At 35.7% G+C, this 16,513-nt stretch carries 17 protein-coding genes; 12 read left to right on the forward strand and 5 right to left on the reverse strand.

The genetic code is table 11. The features are described 5' to 3' along the window. Positions 1-2 precede the first annotated feature (2 nt). Positions 3-695: a 4Fe-4S double cluster binding domain-containing protein gene (locus IJE13_RS02690; protein WP_292776738.1), complete on the forward strand. Its 693-nt coding sequence runs from the start codon at positions 3-5 to the stop codon at positions 693-695. 74 nt (positions 696-769) lie between these two features. Here IJE13_RS02690 and IJE13_RS02695 read toward each other — a convergent pair whose 3' ends face one another. The 3 genes from IJE13_RS02695 to IJE13_RS02705 all read right to left on the reverse strand — a co-directional run bounded on the left by IJE13_RS02695 (position 770) and on the right by IJE13_RS02705 (position 3,373). Further along, positions 770-1,330 (reverse strand): GNAT family N-acetyltransferase, encoded by a 561-nt coding sequence (locus IJE13_RS02695; RefSeq protein WP_292776740.1) that lies wholly within the window; start codon positions 1,328-1,330, stop codon positions 770-772. Positions 1,331-1,629: 299 nt separating this feature from the next. Continuing rightward, complete coding sequence (locus IJE13_RS02700) at positions 1,630-2,355, reverse strand: ABC transporter permease (RefSeq protein WP_292776743.1); 726 nt, start codon at positions 2,353-2,355, stop codon at positions 1,630-1,632. A gap of 37 nt (positions 2,356-2,392) precedes the next feature. Beyond that, positions 2,393-3,373 (reverse strand): ABC transporter ATP-binding protein, encoded by a 981-nt coding sequence (locus tag IJE13_RS02705; RefSeq protein WP_292776745.1) that lies wholly within the window; start codon positions 3,371-3,373, stop codon positions 2,393-2,395. A gap of 355 nt (positions 3,374-3,728) precedes the next feature. On the opposite strand from IJE13_RS02705, the gene IJE13_RS02710 reads away from it, so the two are divergent. From IJE13_RS02710 to IJE13_RS02745, 8 genes are all read left to right on the forward strand, one after another. Beyond that, the gene (locus tag IJE13_RS02710; RefSeq protein ID WP_292776747.1) at positions 3,729-4,613 is read left to right on the forward strand and encodes a 4Fe-4S binding protein; all 885 of its coding nucleotides are present in this window, start codon (positions 3,729-3,731) and stop codon (positions 4,611-4,613) included. A 170-nt stretch (positions 4,614-4,783) separates the two neighbouring features. Next, on the forward strand, positions 4,784-5,524 hold the full coding sequence (gene hisA, locus IJE13_RS02715; RefSeq protein WP_292776749.1) for a 1-(5-phosphoribosyl)-5-[(5-phosphoribosylamino)methylideneamino]imidazole-4-carboxamide isomerase: 741 nt from the start codon (positions 4,784-4,786) through the stop codon (positions 5,522-5,524). Between the two features lie 93 nt (positions 5,525-5,617). Next, positions 5,618-6,088 carry an FAD synthase gene (locus tag IJE13_RS02720; RefSeq protein ID WP_292776751.1) on the forward strand — a complete coding sequence of 157 codons (471 nt, stop codon included), beginning with the start codon at positions 5,618-5,620 and terminating at the stop codon, positions 6,086-6,088. A gap of 78 nt (positions 6,089-6,166) precedes the next feature. Then, positions 6,167-7,183 carry an N-acetyl-gamma-glutamyl-phosphate reductase gene (gene argC / locus IJE13_RS02725; protein WP_292776753.1) on the forward strand — a complete coding sequence of 339 codons (1,017 nt, stop codon included), beginning with the start codon at positions 6,167-6,169 and terminating at the stop codon, positions 7,181-7,183. 118 nt (positions 7,184-7,301) lie between these two features. Continuing rightward, positions 7,302-7,790 (forward strand): flavodoxin, encoded by a 489-nt coding sequence (locus IJE13_RS02730; RefSeq protein ID WP_292776755.1) that lies wholly within the window; start codon positions 7,302-7,304, stop codon positions 7,788-7,790. A gap of 244 nt (positions 7,791-8,034) precedes the next feature. Further along, on the forward strand, positions 8,035-9,183 hold the full coding sequence (locus IJE13_RS02735; protein ID WP_366514844.1) for a protein translocase subunit SecF: 1,149 nt from the start codon (positions 8,035-8,037) through the stop codon (positions 9,181-9,183). A gap of 2 nt (positions 9,184-9,185) precedes the next feature. Continuing rightward, entirely contained in the window at positions 9,186-10,409 is a 1,224-nt protein-coding gene (locus tag IJE13_RS02740; RefSeq protein ID WP_292776758.1) for a preprotein translocase subunit SecD, read from the forward strand. 191 nt (positions 10,410-10,600) lie between these two features. Beyond that, the gene (locus IJE13_RS02745) at positions 10,601-11,842 is read left to right on the forward strand and encodes a GMC family oxidoreductase (protein WP_292776760.1); all 1,242 of its coding nucleotides are present in this window, start codon (positions 10,601-10,603) and stop codon (positions 11,840-11,842) included. 67 nt (positions 11,843-11,909) lie between these two features. Here IJE13_RS02745 and IJE13_RS02750 read toward each other — a convergent pair whose 3' ends face one another. Both IJE13_RS02750 and pyrI read right to left on the reverse strand, forming a co-directional pair. Continuing rightward, complete coding sequence (locus tag IJE13_RS02750) at positions 11,910-12,338, reverse strand: EamA family transporter (protein WP_292776764.1); 429 nt, start codon at positions 12,336-12,338, stop codon at positions 11,910-11,912. 68 nt (positions 12,339-12,406) lie between these two features. Further along, positions 12,407-12,868, reverse strand: coding sequence for an aspartate carbamoyltransferase regulatory subunit (gene pyrI / locus IJE13_RS02755; RefSeq protein ID WP_292776767.1), 462 nt, complete (start codon positions 12,866-12,868; stop codon positions 12,407-12,409). A gap of 197 nt (positions 12,869-13,065) precedes the next feature. Between pyrI and IJE13_RS02760 the strand changes: the two genes are divergently transcribed. The 3 genes from IJE13_RS02760 (at position 13,066) to IJE13_RS02770 (ending at position 16,512) form a co-directional block, all read left to right on the forward strand. Then, positions 13,066-14,436 carry a TldD/PmbA family protein gene (locus IJE13_RS02760; RefSeq protein WP_292776769.1) on the forward strand — a complete coding sequence of 457 codons (1,371 nt, stop codon included), beginning with the start codon at positions 13,066-13,068 and terminating at the stop codon, positions 14,434-14,436. A 299-nt stretch (positions 14,437-14,735) separates the two neighbouring features. Further along, the gene (locus tag IJE13_RS02765; protein WP_292776771.1) at positions 14,736-15,293 is read left to right on the forward strand and encodes a TIGR00296 family protein; all 558 of its coding nucleotides are present in this window, start codon (positions 14,736-14,738) and stop codon (positions 15,291-15,293) included. A gap of 166 nt (positions 15,294-15,459) precedes the next feature. Then, positions 15,460-16,512 (forward strand): NOG1 family protein, encoded by a 1,053-nt coding sequence (locus IJE13_RS02770; protein ID WP_292776773.1) that lies wholly within the window; start codon positions 15,460-15,462, stop codon positions 16,510-16,512. The last annotated feature ends 1 nt before the right edge of the window (position 16,513 follow it).

The following is a 16,513-nucleotide window of genomic DNA, read 5'->3' on the forward strand; positions in this document are numbered from 1 at the left end:
CCATGCCCCTATCAATTGAATTGAAAAAACATTTAAAAGAACATGGTGCAACAGAGGTAGGCTTTGCAGACATAACGAATTTTACACCAAGAGAAGGATTGAATTCAGGTGTCGTATTTTACATCAGCTACCCCAAGGAAATTATCAGAAATATGGAAAATGCACCGACCAAAGAGTATCTCTACGAGTTGATAGACTTAAATACTCGATTGGATGCACTTGGGATGCTTTGTGAAGAGTATTTGATTGATAAGGGATATGATGCATATGCCCAAACAAAAAAGAGACTGGGTGGTGATTTTGGACCATATAACTCCTTTGAATTGCCTCATAAGACAATAGCTACCCGTGCAGGGCTCGGATGGATTGGAAAGTCTGCACTTTTTACTACATTAAAATATGGATCTGCCTTAAGATTGTCATCAGTTATAACAAATGCTCCTTTGGAAATTGGAGAGCCGGTTCTCAAATCCAAATGCGGCAAGTGCATGATCTGCAGGGATGCATGTCCCGGTGGAGCAATAAGCGGCATAAACTGGAATTACAAACTTAAAAGAAACGAGTTCTACGATGACAAGAAGTGTGAAAGGTACGCTTTGGTAGTCTCTGAGGAAAACCTGGGAAAAGCGGATACAGTATGCGGAAAATGTATTTATGCCTGCCCATTCACTCAAAAGTATATAAAAAGAGAATAATTATTATTTTAGTACAATATTATTATACTAACAAATATATTATCATAGAAAACTTTTTTTAAAAAATGCTATTTTTAAATTTTCAATGTATAGGTTAAGATGCTTGCCTGTGGTGAAATCTCTAATTTCTTAATGTATTTTTCCATATGGACAGTCTCAAGCTCGTCACCTTGATCTAAAGTAACAACGAAACCCATTTTGGTCCAGAACCTTAAGGCTCCATCCAAGTTCTTATGGGTATGCAAGTAAATGTCCCTGTAACCGCTATCCTTTGCAAAGTTTTCAGCTACACTGAACATCTTGGAAGCCAAGCCACAGCGTCTGTATCTTCTATCAACAAAAAGTCTCCAGATGCTTGATGTGGTCTCATTTGAGTACAAATGCTTGAACTGTTCGAAATTCTTGTCATAGGCCCTTATGCCGATTGTACCTATGATTTCACCATCTTCGCTGTAAGCAACAAAAAAGGCATTCCTTTCAGGATTGATATAATACTCATCCAGATTCATAACATCTTGATGCCATTCAGGTACATAATCGTATCCAAACTCCTTTTTGATCATTTTAAATAAGAATTCCCTAACTTCCATTAGATCATTTGAATCCTTATTTAACTCCTTAATATTGACTTTCATTTTATCACATCAAGATAAGTTATTACTTTTTTTATGAAAAAATAAGTTTGAGTAATACTTTTTTGCTAATTTTGATTACTATTTATTATAAAGTTTCAAATGATATTTAAAATTATTTATTACTTAATTGAGTTAAATTAAGTCAAAAGTAATACTATAAAAAATTCTAAAAAAAATGGAAAGATAAATAAAAAGAGATACTAAAAAAGATGTTTTGAAGAGGTTGAGTTTAATTTTTATTAGAAACATCCTTTTTAGCAAATAAATTAAATAGAGGTTTATTGTTAAACAAATAAAACTTAAAGAGGAACATCCTTTTTAGTAAAGTAAACATAAGAAATTATTAGTCCTATTAGGAAAGTAACGAATATTAAAGCATAAGGAGTCAAAATATTTACACTATACTCAGCTATCTCACCAGAAGCAATAAGATAAGGACATACCCAAGGAACATAAGGAGCCCAGCTTTGGCCGTAAACCAACAGGTTCACCAAGGTTAGGCTTGCACCACCCACCATTGCAGGAACCATATTTGTAACGAATAATGAAATGAATACAAATGGTGAAAATGTCAAGAACAATAAAAGATTTGCAAACAACAATTGTGAAAAGCTATCTACAAAGAGCTTCAATGTGAATCCTGTCAACCCGGCTGCAAAACCAAAAATTGCTGTAGATACGCTTGTTACAGCAGTCAGGATGATGATCCAAATCAGGAACATTGCATATTTGGACATCAGGAATTTTCCTCTTGATATCGGCACGGTCAACATGGATTTCAATGTATGCTCATTATATTCCCTGCCGAAAAGGTAAGCCATGATTATTGCAAAGAGCAAGACTGCAAACAATACTGACATGTACATGTTCACATTGGTGAACAATGATTCAAAGGCCTGAACCTCATCAAAGGCAAAGGTTGCTATATACATTAGAAGTGCAGGCAATGCTGCCATAAGAATGCTCAATAAGAATATCTTTGACCTCTTAAGCTTTAGAAATTCCATTTCGATAAAAGTAAGCATTTAATCACCTATAAAAATAAAAATTTATTGAATCATCTTATGTATTGGAGATGATTCTAGTAAAGAATTCCTCCAAGTTCTCTTCACACAGATTCACCTTTCTGACATTGATTCCGGAACGAACAAACAATGCATTGAAATCCTCTCTTAAATTCAAATTTGAGAGTAAATGAATGGTTCCCCCAATGGTGTTTTTATCACTATCATTATTGGAATCCAAATCATCAATATATTCACCTAAATTCCTTCTGAAACAGTAATCCCTATTTTCCTCGAACCCTGTTTTCTTCAGAAGCTCAATTGCCAAATCAATGTCTGAAACCTCGAATTCAACATATTTCTTTAATCTTCTATGCAATTCATCCCTTGTGAGCTCTTCAATCATCACACCTTCATCCATAAATCCTATCACATCCGCAATGTTTTCTATCTCACTTAGGATATGGCTTGAAATCAGGATGGTCACTCCATATTCACAGGACAATTTCTTAAGCAAATCCCTGATTTCCTTGATTCCAAATGGATCAAGGCCATTGATTGGCTCATCCAGAATCAAGAGCTCAGGATTATGCATGATTGCAGCGGCTATTCCCAATCGCTGCTTCATTCCCAATGAATAATCCTTGAACTTCTTGTCTGTCTCATGGTCCAGATTGACCATCTCAAGAACCATCTTAACATTTAGAGGATTATAGTTTCCCCTAAGCTTGGCAATGACTTTCAAGTTCTCATAGGCAGTCAGATTCTCATAGAATCCTGGGGTTTCAATGATTGAACCTATGTTTGAATAGACTTCCTTCGAATATTTCTGAGGGTCTTTTCCAAAAAGAAGTATTTCACCTCCACTAGGATATACTAGATTCAATAGCATGCACATTGTAGTGGTTTTTCCAGCCCCATTCTTTCCTAAAAGACCATAAATCTTTCCCTTTTCAACATGCATATCTATTGAATCCACAACCAGGTTTTTTGAATACCTTTTGGATAAGTTAGTAGTTTCAATAATATAATCAGTCACGATATCACCTTTGATAATAAAATAATAATTATAATAATTTTCAATTCTTAGTTGATTTCCTAAAATCTTTTTTAAAAAAAATTTAGAAAACTTATTTTTGAATATTATGTGCACAAAATAATCAAAGGAGGAAATAAGTAATATGTAATTAATTTTTTACTTTTGTTAAAAATTATTTACTTTTGTAAAAAATACATTACATATGTAATAATTATTTTACATCATATATAAATGTTTTGCCAAAATCCATTGAAATCGACGAAAATTTGGGAAATCTTTAGAAAAATCAAATATTTTAAGTATTAATAAAACAAAAATTTAATAGGATTTTTAAAAAAATTATAAGAGACAAAGCATGAAGGACAGAATAGAAAAAGAAGCTAATGATAATTTCACCAAATCATTAGCCAAATACACATTCCAAACAAGATTTTTCCTTTCACGGTTAACCAGAAAGTCAAGAATAATTAAGAAAATAGCGGATAAACTCCTTTTTGAAGATAATGAAATGTTTGTCCTTCCGAATAAGAGCGCAGTTAATAAGACTAAAAGAGCTAGAATCACTGCAAACATTGAAATCAACCAAAGCTTCCAGAAAGATGACTCTGAATTTGTACCAAGCGAAATCATAAAGGAAGCGATAAAGGAAGCCAAAAACATTTTCATCATGAACAAATGTCTTTGCAGAAGCTCTGCAGGTTGCCAAGATTACCCTCATGACTTTGGATGTATCTTCTTAGGGCCTGCAACTAAAAAAATAGCTTCAAAATATGGAAAAACAGCAAGTGTTGAAGAAGCTTTAGAACATGTTGATACAGCAGACAAGCTAGGATTAAGCCATCTGATTGGAAGAAATAAAATAGATAGCGTATTCATGAATGTGGGGCCAAAAGAGGAACTGCTGACAATTTGCCATTGCTGCCCTTGCTGCTGTTTATGGAAAATCATTCCGGATTTGGACGATGACATCAGCAATAAGATAAAAAGACTTGAAGATGTTAAAGTAAATACCCAAAACGAAAATTGCAGAATGTGTAAAAAATGTTTAGGTGATGATGTGTGCATTGCAAATGCAATCAGTATCGAAAATGGCAAAATCACTATAGATCAAGACAAATGTCTTGGCTGTGGCCATTGCGTCCAAGCATGCCAATTTGATGGAATTGAATTGAATTACAGCCAAAAATCAGTTGATTCCGTATTGAATAGAATTGGAGAATTGGTTGATTATAAAAAATAATTAACTGAAAATATTTTTTTTAAATAAAAAAATACTGGCTAAAAAATTTAAAAATAAGAAATAATTAATAATATAAAAAGAGATATATTATAATATTATAATTGTTTAAAATTTTTTATCTTTAGAAAATTTTAATTGAAAACCTATAAAAGATTTTGAAAGGAATAAATATGTCATTTCAAGAGAACAAAATGCTGATCATGCCTGCTGTAGACATTAAGAATGGAAAATGCGTGCAGCTGGTGCAAGGAGAACCTGGAACCGAGCTGGTAATTATCGAAAACCCAGAGAAAGTAGCTAAGAAATGGGAAGATTTAGGTGCGGAAGTTGTCCATGTAATCGACTTGGACGGCGCACTTGAAAGCACAACAAACATTGAAACCATTAGGAAAGTGCTTGATGAAGTCTCAGTTCCCATTCAACTTGGGGGAGGCATAAGAAGCATGGAATATGCAGAAGAGCTCTTGAACTTGGATATTGACAGACTGATTATCGGAACCATGGGAATCAAGAATCCGGAAACCATAAGTAAACTATCTGATGAATATGGCTCTGAAAGAGTGATGATCTCCCTTGACAGCAAGGACAATAAGGTTGTCATAAAGGGTTGGAAGGAAAAGATAGACAAGTCTGCAACTGAAATAAGCAAGGAATTCCAGGATCTTGGTGCAGGAAGCATCCTGTTTACAAATGTTGATGTGGAAGGACTCCTTGGAGGATTCTATGTGGACCCTGTTATTGACCTTGTCAATTCCGTAGACATTCCAGTGGTTTACTCAGGAGGAGTAACCAGCTTGGACGACTTGAAGCAGCTCCAGGCAACTGGCGCAAAGGGAGTCGTAATCGGTTCAGCATTATACAAGGATAAAATCAATCTTGTTGATGCATTGAAATACCAAGACATTAAATAAATCATTTATTAAAAGAATGAAAGAACAAAAGAATAAAAAAATACTTATTAAATTTAATTATAATTATTAATTTCTAAAAATGGAGAAAATAATATGAAAGTAATGGCAACAGGAGCATTTGACTTATTGCATCCGGGACATGGATTGTATCTTGAGAAAGCAAAGGAATTGGGCGGAGAAGATGCAGTTCTTGTTGTGGTGATAGCCAAAGATTCAACAGTTAAGAAGAAAAAAAGAATTCCTGTTATTGATGAAAACCAGAGATTGGAAATGATCAAATACTTAAAGCCTGTTGATGAGGCTTATCTTGGATATGATGGGGATATGTTCAAGATTGTTGAAGAGATCCAACCGGACATTATAGCCATTGGCTCAGACCAAAACCATGACATTGCAAAGCTTCAGGAACAATTGGACAAAAGAGGAATCAAGGCAGTGGCTAAAAGGGTTAAGGAGTACAGGGTAGGAGAGCTTGACAGTACTTGCAAGATAATCAATAGAATAAAGCATTCCGAATTGGAAGAGAAGAATTTGGATTGTACCAATGTGATTAATGACGATTAAATTTTAAAAAAAAATGGAATTGAGAAATATACATTATATTATGAAATTGTTTAAAAATAAGATTGAAAGGTGTGAAAAATGGTAAGTGTAGCAATTGTAGGTGGAAGCGGATATACTGGAGGAGAACTGATCAGATTACTTTCAGCTCACCCGGAAGTTGAAATAGTGGACATTACCTCAAGACAGTTTGAAGGAACTCCAGTCCACAAGGTCCATCCACATATCAGAGGAACCGATTTGGTATTCAGAAACAAGAAGCCAAGCGAATTGGATGCAGACATTATCTTTACAGCAACTCCACATGGAGCCTCAATGAAAATCGTTCCGGATTTGCTTGAAACCGGAGCTAAAGTCATTGACTTAAGTGGGGACTACAGATTCAATGACATTGACGTTTATGAGAAATGGTATGGAATTGAACATACCTCTGACTTGAAAGGAGTTTTCGGACTTCCTGAAATCCACAGAGAGGAAATCAAGGATGCAACCTTGCTTGCAAACCCAGGATGCTTTGTAACAGGAGCAATTCTTTCAGGATACCCATTGTCAAAGGCAAAGCTTGCAGACAGAATGATTTTCGATTCCAAGACTGGAGTAAGCGGTGCTGGAGTAAACCCAACCACTTCAACCCATTATCCAAACATTGGGGACAATGTGAACCCATATAAGGTAACCCAACATAGGCATATGCCGGAGATTCAACAGGAATTAGGTGCATTTTCAGATGTCAAGGTTTCCTTTACACCTCATTTAGTGCCTGTAATCAGAGGAATACTTACCACCAACCACTGTTTCCTAGTTGATGGAGCAGATGTGACAAGTGAAGAGGTATTGGATATCTACAAGGAAACCTATAAAGGTGAACCATTCATTCAAATATTGGAAGATGGTGAAATTCCACGCTTAAGCAGCGTAAGGGGATCAAATTATGCTCAAATCGGCTGCTTCGAAATCGATGAAACCGGCAGATTGGTCATCATTTCAGCCATTGACAACTTGGTTAAAGGAGCATCAGGCCAGGCCATCCATAACATGAACATCATGTGCGGATTTGATGAAAAAACCGGTTTGGACTTCTTTGGAATGCACCCATAATTTAAAAAAAAATAATAATTAAATCTATCAAAATATTTAAATAACTAAAAGCCTAACATTTTAGCTAAGCAAATATTTAAATAGATTATTCTTTATAAAATAGTTCAAGGGGAAAACCATGGAAAGGATAATATTATACTATTCAGAAGGAGGAAAGACAAAGGTAGTTGCAGAAACACTTGCACTTAATCTAAGATGCGATATCTGTCAAATCAAGGACTTGAAGAGACGTGACGGAATCGTGAATAGATTGAGTTCAGCTGTTGATGCATTTAGAGAAACCAAAACAGAAATCTATCCTCCGACTCTTGATCTTGAAGAATATGATACTATTTACATAGGCACTCCTACTTGGGCAAACAATCCTACCCCTGCTATAATTACACTGATTGACAGATGCGACTTGCGAGGAAAGGATATTGTACTCTTCACCACCAGTAATAGCTCTGAAGGAGAAACCACCTTGGGAAAAATGGAAATGAAGGTAAGGGCAAGAGGTGCAAGGGTAGTCCAGCAATTCAATCTAAAAGTCAAGGACAAAAGTCCTAAACAACTCCAAAGGGATACTAATAGCCTATTTGTAACATTGGATTTAGACTTATACTGAATCCATTCTTTTTTTACTTTTTACATCATAAACTTTTTTAATATATTCAACACTATTTTTAATATTTTTAACAATTTTAAATCAATTTTTCATTTTCAATCCAATATTGAAATGTTAATTAAGCAAACTATTTAATACTATAAATTAGAAAATTATTAATGTATAATTTTAATATAATGATTAATTCTAATTTTTATATTATTATCACATATTAAAAAACTAGTTTAATAGGTGCAAAAGAAAAATGTTAGAGAAAATGATGGAAAACCACAAGATCCTCATTGCAATCCCTATTATTCTTGCACTTTTATCATTGGTTCTTATAGGCTTCAATGGCCTGGAACAAGGCGTTGACTTAAAGGGAGGTTCAATAGCTGAATTGAAACTAATCGGTTCTGTCACTCCTAGCGAACTGGAAGACACCCTTGATGCAAAACTGGACACCAACAATATAAAAGTGACAAATAATGGAAACAATAAGGTTACTGTGGAACTGGAAAACAATATCAATTCAAGTACATTTACAAGCGCCATAAATGGAAAGGCAAAGGTCATCAGCTATAATGAAATCGGTCCTGTCTTAAGTGAAGAGGCAATGGAACAAATCTATATCGCTATGATTTTTGCATTCCTGTTCATGGCAATTACCGTGTTTATTGTATTTAGAGAACCTGTGCCATCTGTAGCAATCATCCTTGCAGCATTGTGTGATATACTCATTGCTCTTGGTGGAATGTCAATATTCAAGATTCCACTGTCAATAGCATCTGTAGGTGCATTATTAATGCTTATTGGGTACAGTGTGGATACAGATATTCTTCTTACCACAAGACTTTTGAAAAGAAGAGAAGGAACTGTTGAAAGCAGAGCTAAAAACGCTATGTATACCGGTTTGACCATGTCATTTGCTGCAATAGCTGCAATGGCAATTCTGTTCATAGTCACCAAGCTTATCATGCCGGAAGCAACTACATTAAGCAATATTTCTGCAGTACTGGTAATCGGATTGATTGGAGACATTCTTTCAACTTGGCTGATGAACTTGGGAATTCTTAAGACCTACATCGATTGGAGACAAGGCAAAAAGCAAGAAAAGTATAATGTAGGTTCATCATCATCCAAATCTTCAAAATCTTCAAAAGGAGAAAAATCTTCAGATGAGAAAAAATCCAAATTAGGTCTTAAAGACAAACTCAAGAAGAGAGCGGAAGTTGAAGATGATGAAGTGATGAACAAGATTCAGGAAGAGCTTGAAAAAATAGACAATATGGAAGAATCCGAAGCAATGGATATTCCAAAGGAATCTTCAAGCAAAAAGTCCAAGAAGCAAAAATCCGGTAAGAAAGGCAATAAGCGTAAAGCTAAAAAGCAAAAAGGAAAAGGAGGGAAATAATTATGGCAAGTGATTTATCAAAATTCTTTAAAGATAGACAAGTAATTATCCTCTTAGTATTCCTCATAATCAGTATCTTAAGCATTAGCTTCCTTGGAGTTGAACAGGGACTAGACTTGAAAGGTGGATCTTCCATTCAACTGCAACTGGAACATCCTGTCAATGACAGTACAATGAAGATTGTAACTTCCGTTTTGGATAAGAGGCTTAACCTTTACGGTGTAAGCGATGTAAAGGTAAGGTCAAGCGGAGACCAGATGGTCATAGTTGAAATGGCTGGAAAGACACCTGAAGAGGTGGAGCGACTGATTGGAAATCCTGGTATCTTTGAAGCCAAGATAGACAACGTGACCGTTCTTACAGGTAGTGATGTCGCTTCTGTTGAAGCACCGGTTGTTGGAGAATCCGGAGAATGGCATGTGCCTTTCACACTGACAACAGAAGGGGCAAAGAACTTTGCAGAGCTTGCCAAGGGAAAAGGCGGACATGAAGTTGTAATGTATCTGGATGGAAAGCAGATTGATGAGCATCCTCCACAACTTTCTGAAGGTCTCGCAAGTGGAGAACCTGTGGCTGAAGTTGAAGTGACAGGAAGCGCAGCTGACGTTGAAACCGCAAAAGAGGAATCCAATACAGTATTTACTGTATTGAAAACCGGGTCATTGCCTGTGAAGATTCATACAATCGGTTCCAATACAGTTTCACCTGAATTAGGTCAACAGTTTGCACAAGGTGCCTTGATTGCAGGACTCCTTGCAATACTCGGTATTGCATTAGTTGTATACATCAGATACAGAAGGGCATTCCTAGCAATTCCAATATTGATTACAACAATTTCTGAGATAATAATTATCTTAGGAGTGGCTTCAATTATCCATTGGAATATAGACCTTGCGGCAATTGCCGGTTTGATTGCATCTGTAGGTACTGGGGTGGACGACCAGATCATCATTACAGATGAGGTATTGCACCACGATGATGAAAACACAAGACACAGAAGAACCAGAACCCAAATGAATGTAAAGAATGCATTGTTCATTATCTTCGCATCTGCAGGAACATTGATTGCAGCAATGCTCCCACTTGCATACGTTGGATTTGCAAGAGGAAGCAGCGGTATCGGTACCATCGCAGGTTTCGCATTCACTACAATCATAGGGGTATTGATTGGTGTATTCATCACAAGACCGGCTTATGCTAAATTCATTGAAATATTCCTAAAATAAGATTAAAGTATAGAGAATAAGTGCTGGAAGCAGTGCTTATTCCAATAATTTTTTTGAAATGAAATATAACAATTGTTAATTTTATATATTATAAAAAACTAATAAAATCATGAAGGGATAAATAATTAATTATTAAAGACAAAAATAATAATTAATTTAAAAAAAACAAATCAAAAAAAAGGAGAGAAAAAATGGTTGTAATAATAGGTTCCGGTGCTGGAGGATCAATAATTGCCATGGAACTTGCAAAGGCAAAGATTCCAGTGACAATTTTGGAAAGGGGACCATACATAAAAAGCAAGGACTCATATGAATATTATGACATGAAATACTACGATAAGCGCTTGAAGAATACAAACAGTCTCGACTTATTGAAGACCACTTGTATTGGAGGGTCAACAATCGTAGCTGCAGGAAACGGAGTAAGAATCCTTGAAGATGAATTCAAGGATCTTGGAATAGACATATCCGATGAATATGACAAGGTGGAGGAATTGCTTGGAGTTCATCAGATGGATGATGACCACATTGGAAAGGGAACACAACTCTTCATAGACTCTGCAAATGAATTGGGATTCGATGCAATAAGAATGCCTAAGTTCATGAGAGATGAAGACTGCAAGCCTTGCGGCAAATGTTCATTCGGCTGTCCAAGAGATGCGAAATGGAGCGGAAAGGACTTTATTGACATTGCAGTGGAAAACGGTGCAGAGCTGATTACCGAAGCGGAAGTGACCAAAGTAATCTTTTCTGATAAGAAAATCACTGGCGTGGAATACATTAAGGACAATGCAAAAGAAACTATTGACTCAGACCTTGTAATTCTATGTGCAGGAGCAGTTGATTCAGCGGTAATCCTTCAAAAATCAGGAATTGATGCAGGAAACAAGCTGTTCTTTGACCCATTTGTAAGTGTTGGAGGAGTCTTGAAAGACATAGGATATAATTCAGAGGTTCAGATGAATGGGCTTGCCATAGGAAAGGAATACATCCTGGCACCTCACTTCTCATCATTTATTGCCAAATACCTAAAGGAATCAAACCCAGATGTTGAAGATAAGGATATCCTAAGCATAATGGTTAAGGTTGAGGATGATATGGTGGGAAGCGTTGACGCAGATGGAAATGTGTTCAAGTTCAATACAATCGATGACATCAGAAGGCTGGCTCAGGGATGTGCTGCAGCAGGTTCAATACTTGAGAAGGCAGGAGTCGATCCAACTACCATGACTTCAACAATATTCAGGGGAGCCCACCCTGGAGGAACCGCAGCAATCGGAGATGTGGTTGACAAGAACCTAAAAACAGAAATCGATGGATTGTATGTTGGAGATGCAAGCGTAATTCCAATGTCTCCTGGAAAGCCACCAATATTATTAATTTTAGCATTGGCCTTAAGATTGGCCAATCATTTGATTGAAGAAGTTATTTAACTTCTTTAATTACTTTTTTTAAAAACAGAATAGATTTAAATTTTCTAGAAAATAGGTTTATATTAATTTAACCCATATTAATTAAAAATAAGCCTGCACAGCATATTAAGATACCAGCTACTTGTTTTATAGTGATATTTTCACCATACAATATGGCACCAACAAATATCAATGCAATAGCTAAACAGATATTTGCTACAAGTGCTCCAGAACTGACTTTCCAGCCTGCCCTATACATGAAAATATAACCTAATTCCAAGCCGACAATGGCTATGCCCAAGACAATTGAAGTCCAGTTTACCTTGGACAATTCAATAATGGCATTCTCCGGCTTGACTAAGAATAAAAATATAATTCCTGTCAAAATTGCTGCAGTTAAATAAGTAAGCATCAATGTGCCAAAGGCATTTACATTTGATGGAGTTGATTTAGTGCAGATATTATAAAAGGTATTTGACAAGACAACAAGCAGCACCGGCCAAAACATTTCCCACATAAAAACACCTGAAAAATAGATTAAAATAATTTATTATAATAGTTTAAAAAATATAAAAAGTATGAAGATCATTCAAACTGATTATAAATCTCATCCGCTTGAACCAATCTTTCACAGTAATGGCATCTTACTGTAATCGGATCCTCTTCAACAAGATAGAACTTGCTTTCAATCGGCTCATCAGTATTTGAAATGCACTTAGGATTGGTACATTTTACGATTCCATTCAATTCCTTTACCAATTTCACCTGCTGCTTGGAAACAATGTCATAGTCCCTTATGATGTTTATGGTGGCATCAGGAGCTATCAATGCAATCTTATCGATTTCAGTATGGCCCAATTCCCTATTTTCAAACTTTACGATATCCTTATGGCCTAATCTTGAAGAGACATTCATGGCAAGGGTCACACTGCTTCCTTCCTTTGGAAGACCCAATATCTTCAATACCTGAAGTGCCTTATTGGCTGGAATATGGTCAATCACAGTACCATTCTCAATAGGCTTAACTTTCAATTCATGTTTAGTCATGATTAAATATATCTTTAAAATTTTATTTATAATTTATTGTAAATTATAAAAATTTTTAATTAATTAAAAAAATAATAATTTTTTCAAATCCTAAAAAGTCAATATATGAATAGTTATATCTATTAAAAACAATAAAATAATAAATGAATAATCTTTATAAAAATATATAAAAAATATAATCAAAAAGGAGTCTTAAAATGGAAGAGCATATAGACTTATTTAAACAGATACTGACTAAAATTGAAGACAAGGTTGATTATGCAGACATAAGGGCAGGAAAAGGTAACAATACAAGCATAATCATGAAAGACAATCAGATTCAGGAAATCAATACAGGTCTTTCCACTGTTGCTAGAATAAGGGTACTCAATAATGGAGCATGGGGATTCGCTTCAACAAACGATTTCTCCAAATTGGAAGAGATAAGTGAAAAGGCCATCAAGATATCAAACTCACTCACAGGTGACATTGAACTTGCAGAATGTGAAATCGTAGAGGATAAGGTCAAGACTGATAGGAAAATAGCTGTAAGTGATGTTACAATCGAAGATAAAAAGGAACTGATACAGGAAGCGAATAAGGCAAGCAATGTCGGAAAGGTGGTCAGCACAACCGTCAGCTATTCTGACGGCGAGAGCAAAAGCGCTTTTGTAAGCACTGAAGGAAGCACAATCATCGTAGACAGTTCCAGAGTTGCACTTGCATTGAATGCAGTAGCTTCAAACGGTGAACTGATCCAATTCAATCACGGAAGCCTAGGCGGAGTGAAAGGATTCGAAGTCTTGCAGGATGCAGACATTGAATCCTTTGGAAGAAAGATTGGCGAAAAGGCAACTGAACTCTTGGATGCAAAGCCTGCCCCTTCCGGAAGATTCCCAATTGTGGCAGACAACAACCTGACTGGAGTGTTCATTCACGAAGCTGTAGGCCATGCTGTAGAGGCAGACCTGGTCTTGCAGGATGATTCAATATTGCATGATCAAATGAACAAGAAGATAGGTAGTGATATTGTAAACATATATGACGATTCAAGCTATAAGGACGGTTTCGGATATTATCCTTATGATGTTGAAGGAGTAAAGACCAGAAAGAACCAGCTTGTCAAAAATGGAGAGCTTGTTTCATTCCTCACTTCAAGGGAAAGTGCAGGCAAGCTAAACATTCCACTTACAGGAAATGCAAGGTCATCAATCAGCGACCAGCCTATTGTAAGAATGAGCAACACCTTCCTTGAACCAGGTGACTTAAGCTTTGAAGAGCTCATTGAAGACATCAAGGATGGAATCTATCTTAAGGGTTCAAGAGGCGGCCAAGTTGATACAGGTAAGGGAATTTTCCAATTCAATGCATCTGAAGCATACAAGATTGAAAACGGTGAACTGAAAGATCACTTCAGGGATGTTTCATTATCAGGAAATATTCTTGAAACACTTAACGGTGTTGATGGAATAGGTTCCGACTTCAAGCTCAGTGTCGGTTACTGTGGAAAAGGTGGACAGACTGCACCAGTCGGTGATGGTGGTCCACACACCAGAATATTGAATGCAATGGTAGGTGGAAGCAGCTAAATTTAGAAAAAATATCATGAAAAATTTGCTAAAATTACTATCTACTATTTACTGAAAATCAAATTAATTATTTTATTATAATTTTTTTATAACTATTAATTTAATTGAAGCTAGAATTAAAATAAACGATTCATAATATATAGTAAACAAATTGATAAAAAGATATGTAGATGAAGTGGTTGAAAAATGATATTTTAAACGAAAATGAAATATTTCTTGAGAAAAATTCTTAAAAATTTTGAAAAAAAATAAAAATTATAAAATTAAAAAATTCTTAAAAAAATTTGAAGGTGAAAAATATGTTGAATGAAAATGATGGAAAATATTTACTTGACCTTGCAAGAAATGCTATTGAAACATATGTGAAAGAAAACAGAAAAATTGACACACCTTCAGATTGTCCTGACTATATGTATGAGGAACTTGGTGTTTTTGTAACACTAAACAAGCACAATAATCTTAGGGGATGCATAGGTTACCCTGAACCAATCTATCCACTTCTTGATGCAGTTATCGATTCAGCGATTTCTGCAGCTATTCGAGATCCACGTTTCCCAAGTGTTGATGAAAGCGAATTGGATTCCCTTGAATATGAAATTACTGTCTTAACAAAACCTGCACTCATTGAAGTTGAAAAGCCAATTGACTATTTGGACAATATCATTATTGGTGAGGATGGGCTGATTGTAGAGAGAGGTTTCTATAGGGGACTGTTACTGCCACAGGTGGCTCCTGAACACAATATGGATAAGGAGGAATTCCTATCACACACTTGCATGAAGGCAGGACTCAGACCAGATGCATGGCTAGATGAAAATACAAAAGTATACAAATTCCAAGGGCAAATATTTAAATAAAGCCTTTAATAAAAGTATTAACTTAAACAATTAAAAATTAGACTTATAAAGAATTATATTTTACTAAAAATTACTAAAATTATAAAAATTAAAGAAATAATTAAAATTATTAAATTATTAAAATTATTAAAAAAAATTACTTATTATGATTATACGGTGATAAAAAATGATGTTACCAACTATTCCAACTCCAGATGAATTATTAGATAAGGGTTTCAGAAGAGGTAAGAAGGCAGCGGATTTGAGAAGGGGAGAAAAGATGCCTAAACACTTGAAGGGCAAACGTATCGAAGAGACCAGAGTGATTACCGCTTGCCAAGTAATCAAAGATAGACTTAAAATGATATTGGACCGTACCCCTGAAATCGAAGAGCTTCCTGAATTCTATCAGGATTATATTGACATCACTGTAGGTGTGGATGATTTCAAGCAGGCATTAGGTGCGCTTAATTGGGCTTATGGTATCATTACCCAACTCGAAAAGGAATATGGTGCAAAGATTAGAAAGTCATCTTCCGAACGTGCAACCGGACTTAGAAAACAGGCTTACGGAAGAATCTCATCAGTTGTGCATAAGATTGAAAAGGATCTTGACTTCCTGGATTTCGCTAAGCAAAGCTTGAGAAACATGCCTACTGTTGACTTTGATGCGATAAGCATTGTAATTGCAGGTTTTCCAAATGTGGGAAAATCAACATTGCTCACCCACATTACCGATGCAGAACCTCAAGTGGCTAACTATCCATTCACTACAAAAGGTATTCAAATCGGTCACTTTGAGAAAAACTGGAAGCATTACCAAATCATTGACACTCCAGGTCTATTGGATAGACCAATTGGAGACATGAATGACATTGAAATGAATGCTATGGTTGCTCTTGAACACTTGGCTGATGCAATACTCTTCATCTTTGACGGATCCGAAACCTGCGGATACCTTCTTGAAAATCAGTACAACCTTCTGGAGGAGATTCAAAACGTATTTGATGCTCCTATCATCTACTTGTTCAATAAGATGGACATTGCTGAGTATGATGGAATAAGACATGATTATGTCCAGCAGTACATTGACAAGACTGAGAATCCTTTGCTTATCTCAGCTGCAGAAGGTGAAGGTATCGAAGAGATTATCAATTTAATTACACAAGTGGAAAAAAGGGAAAGAATTGAAGAGGAAGAAGAAGACTTCGATGATGAGAATTATTTCGACTTGACATAAT

The sequence above is a fragment of the Methanobrevibacter sp. genome (assembly GCF_017410345.1).
Taxonomy (GTDB): Archaea; Methanobacteriota; Methanobacteria; order Methanobacteriales; family Methanobacteriaceae; genus Methanobrevibacter.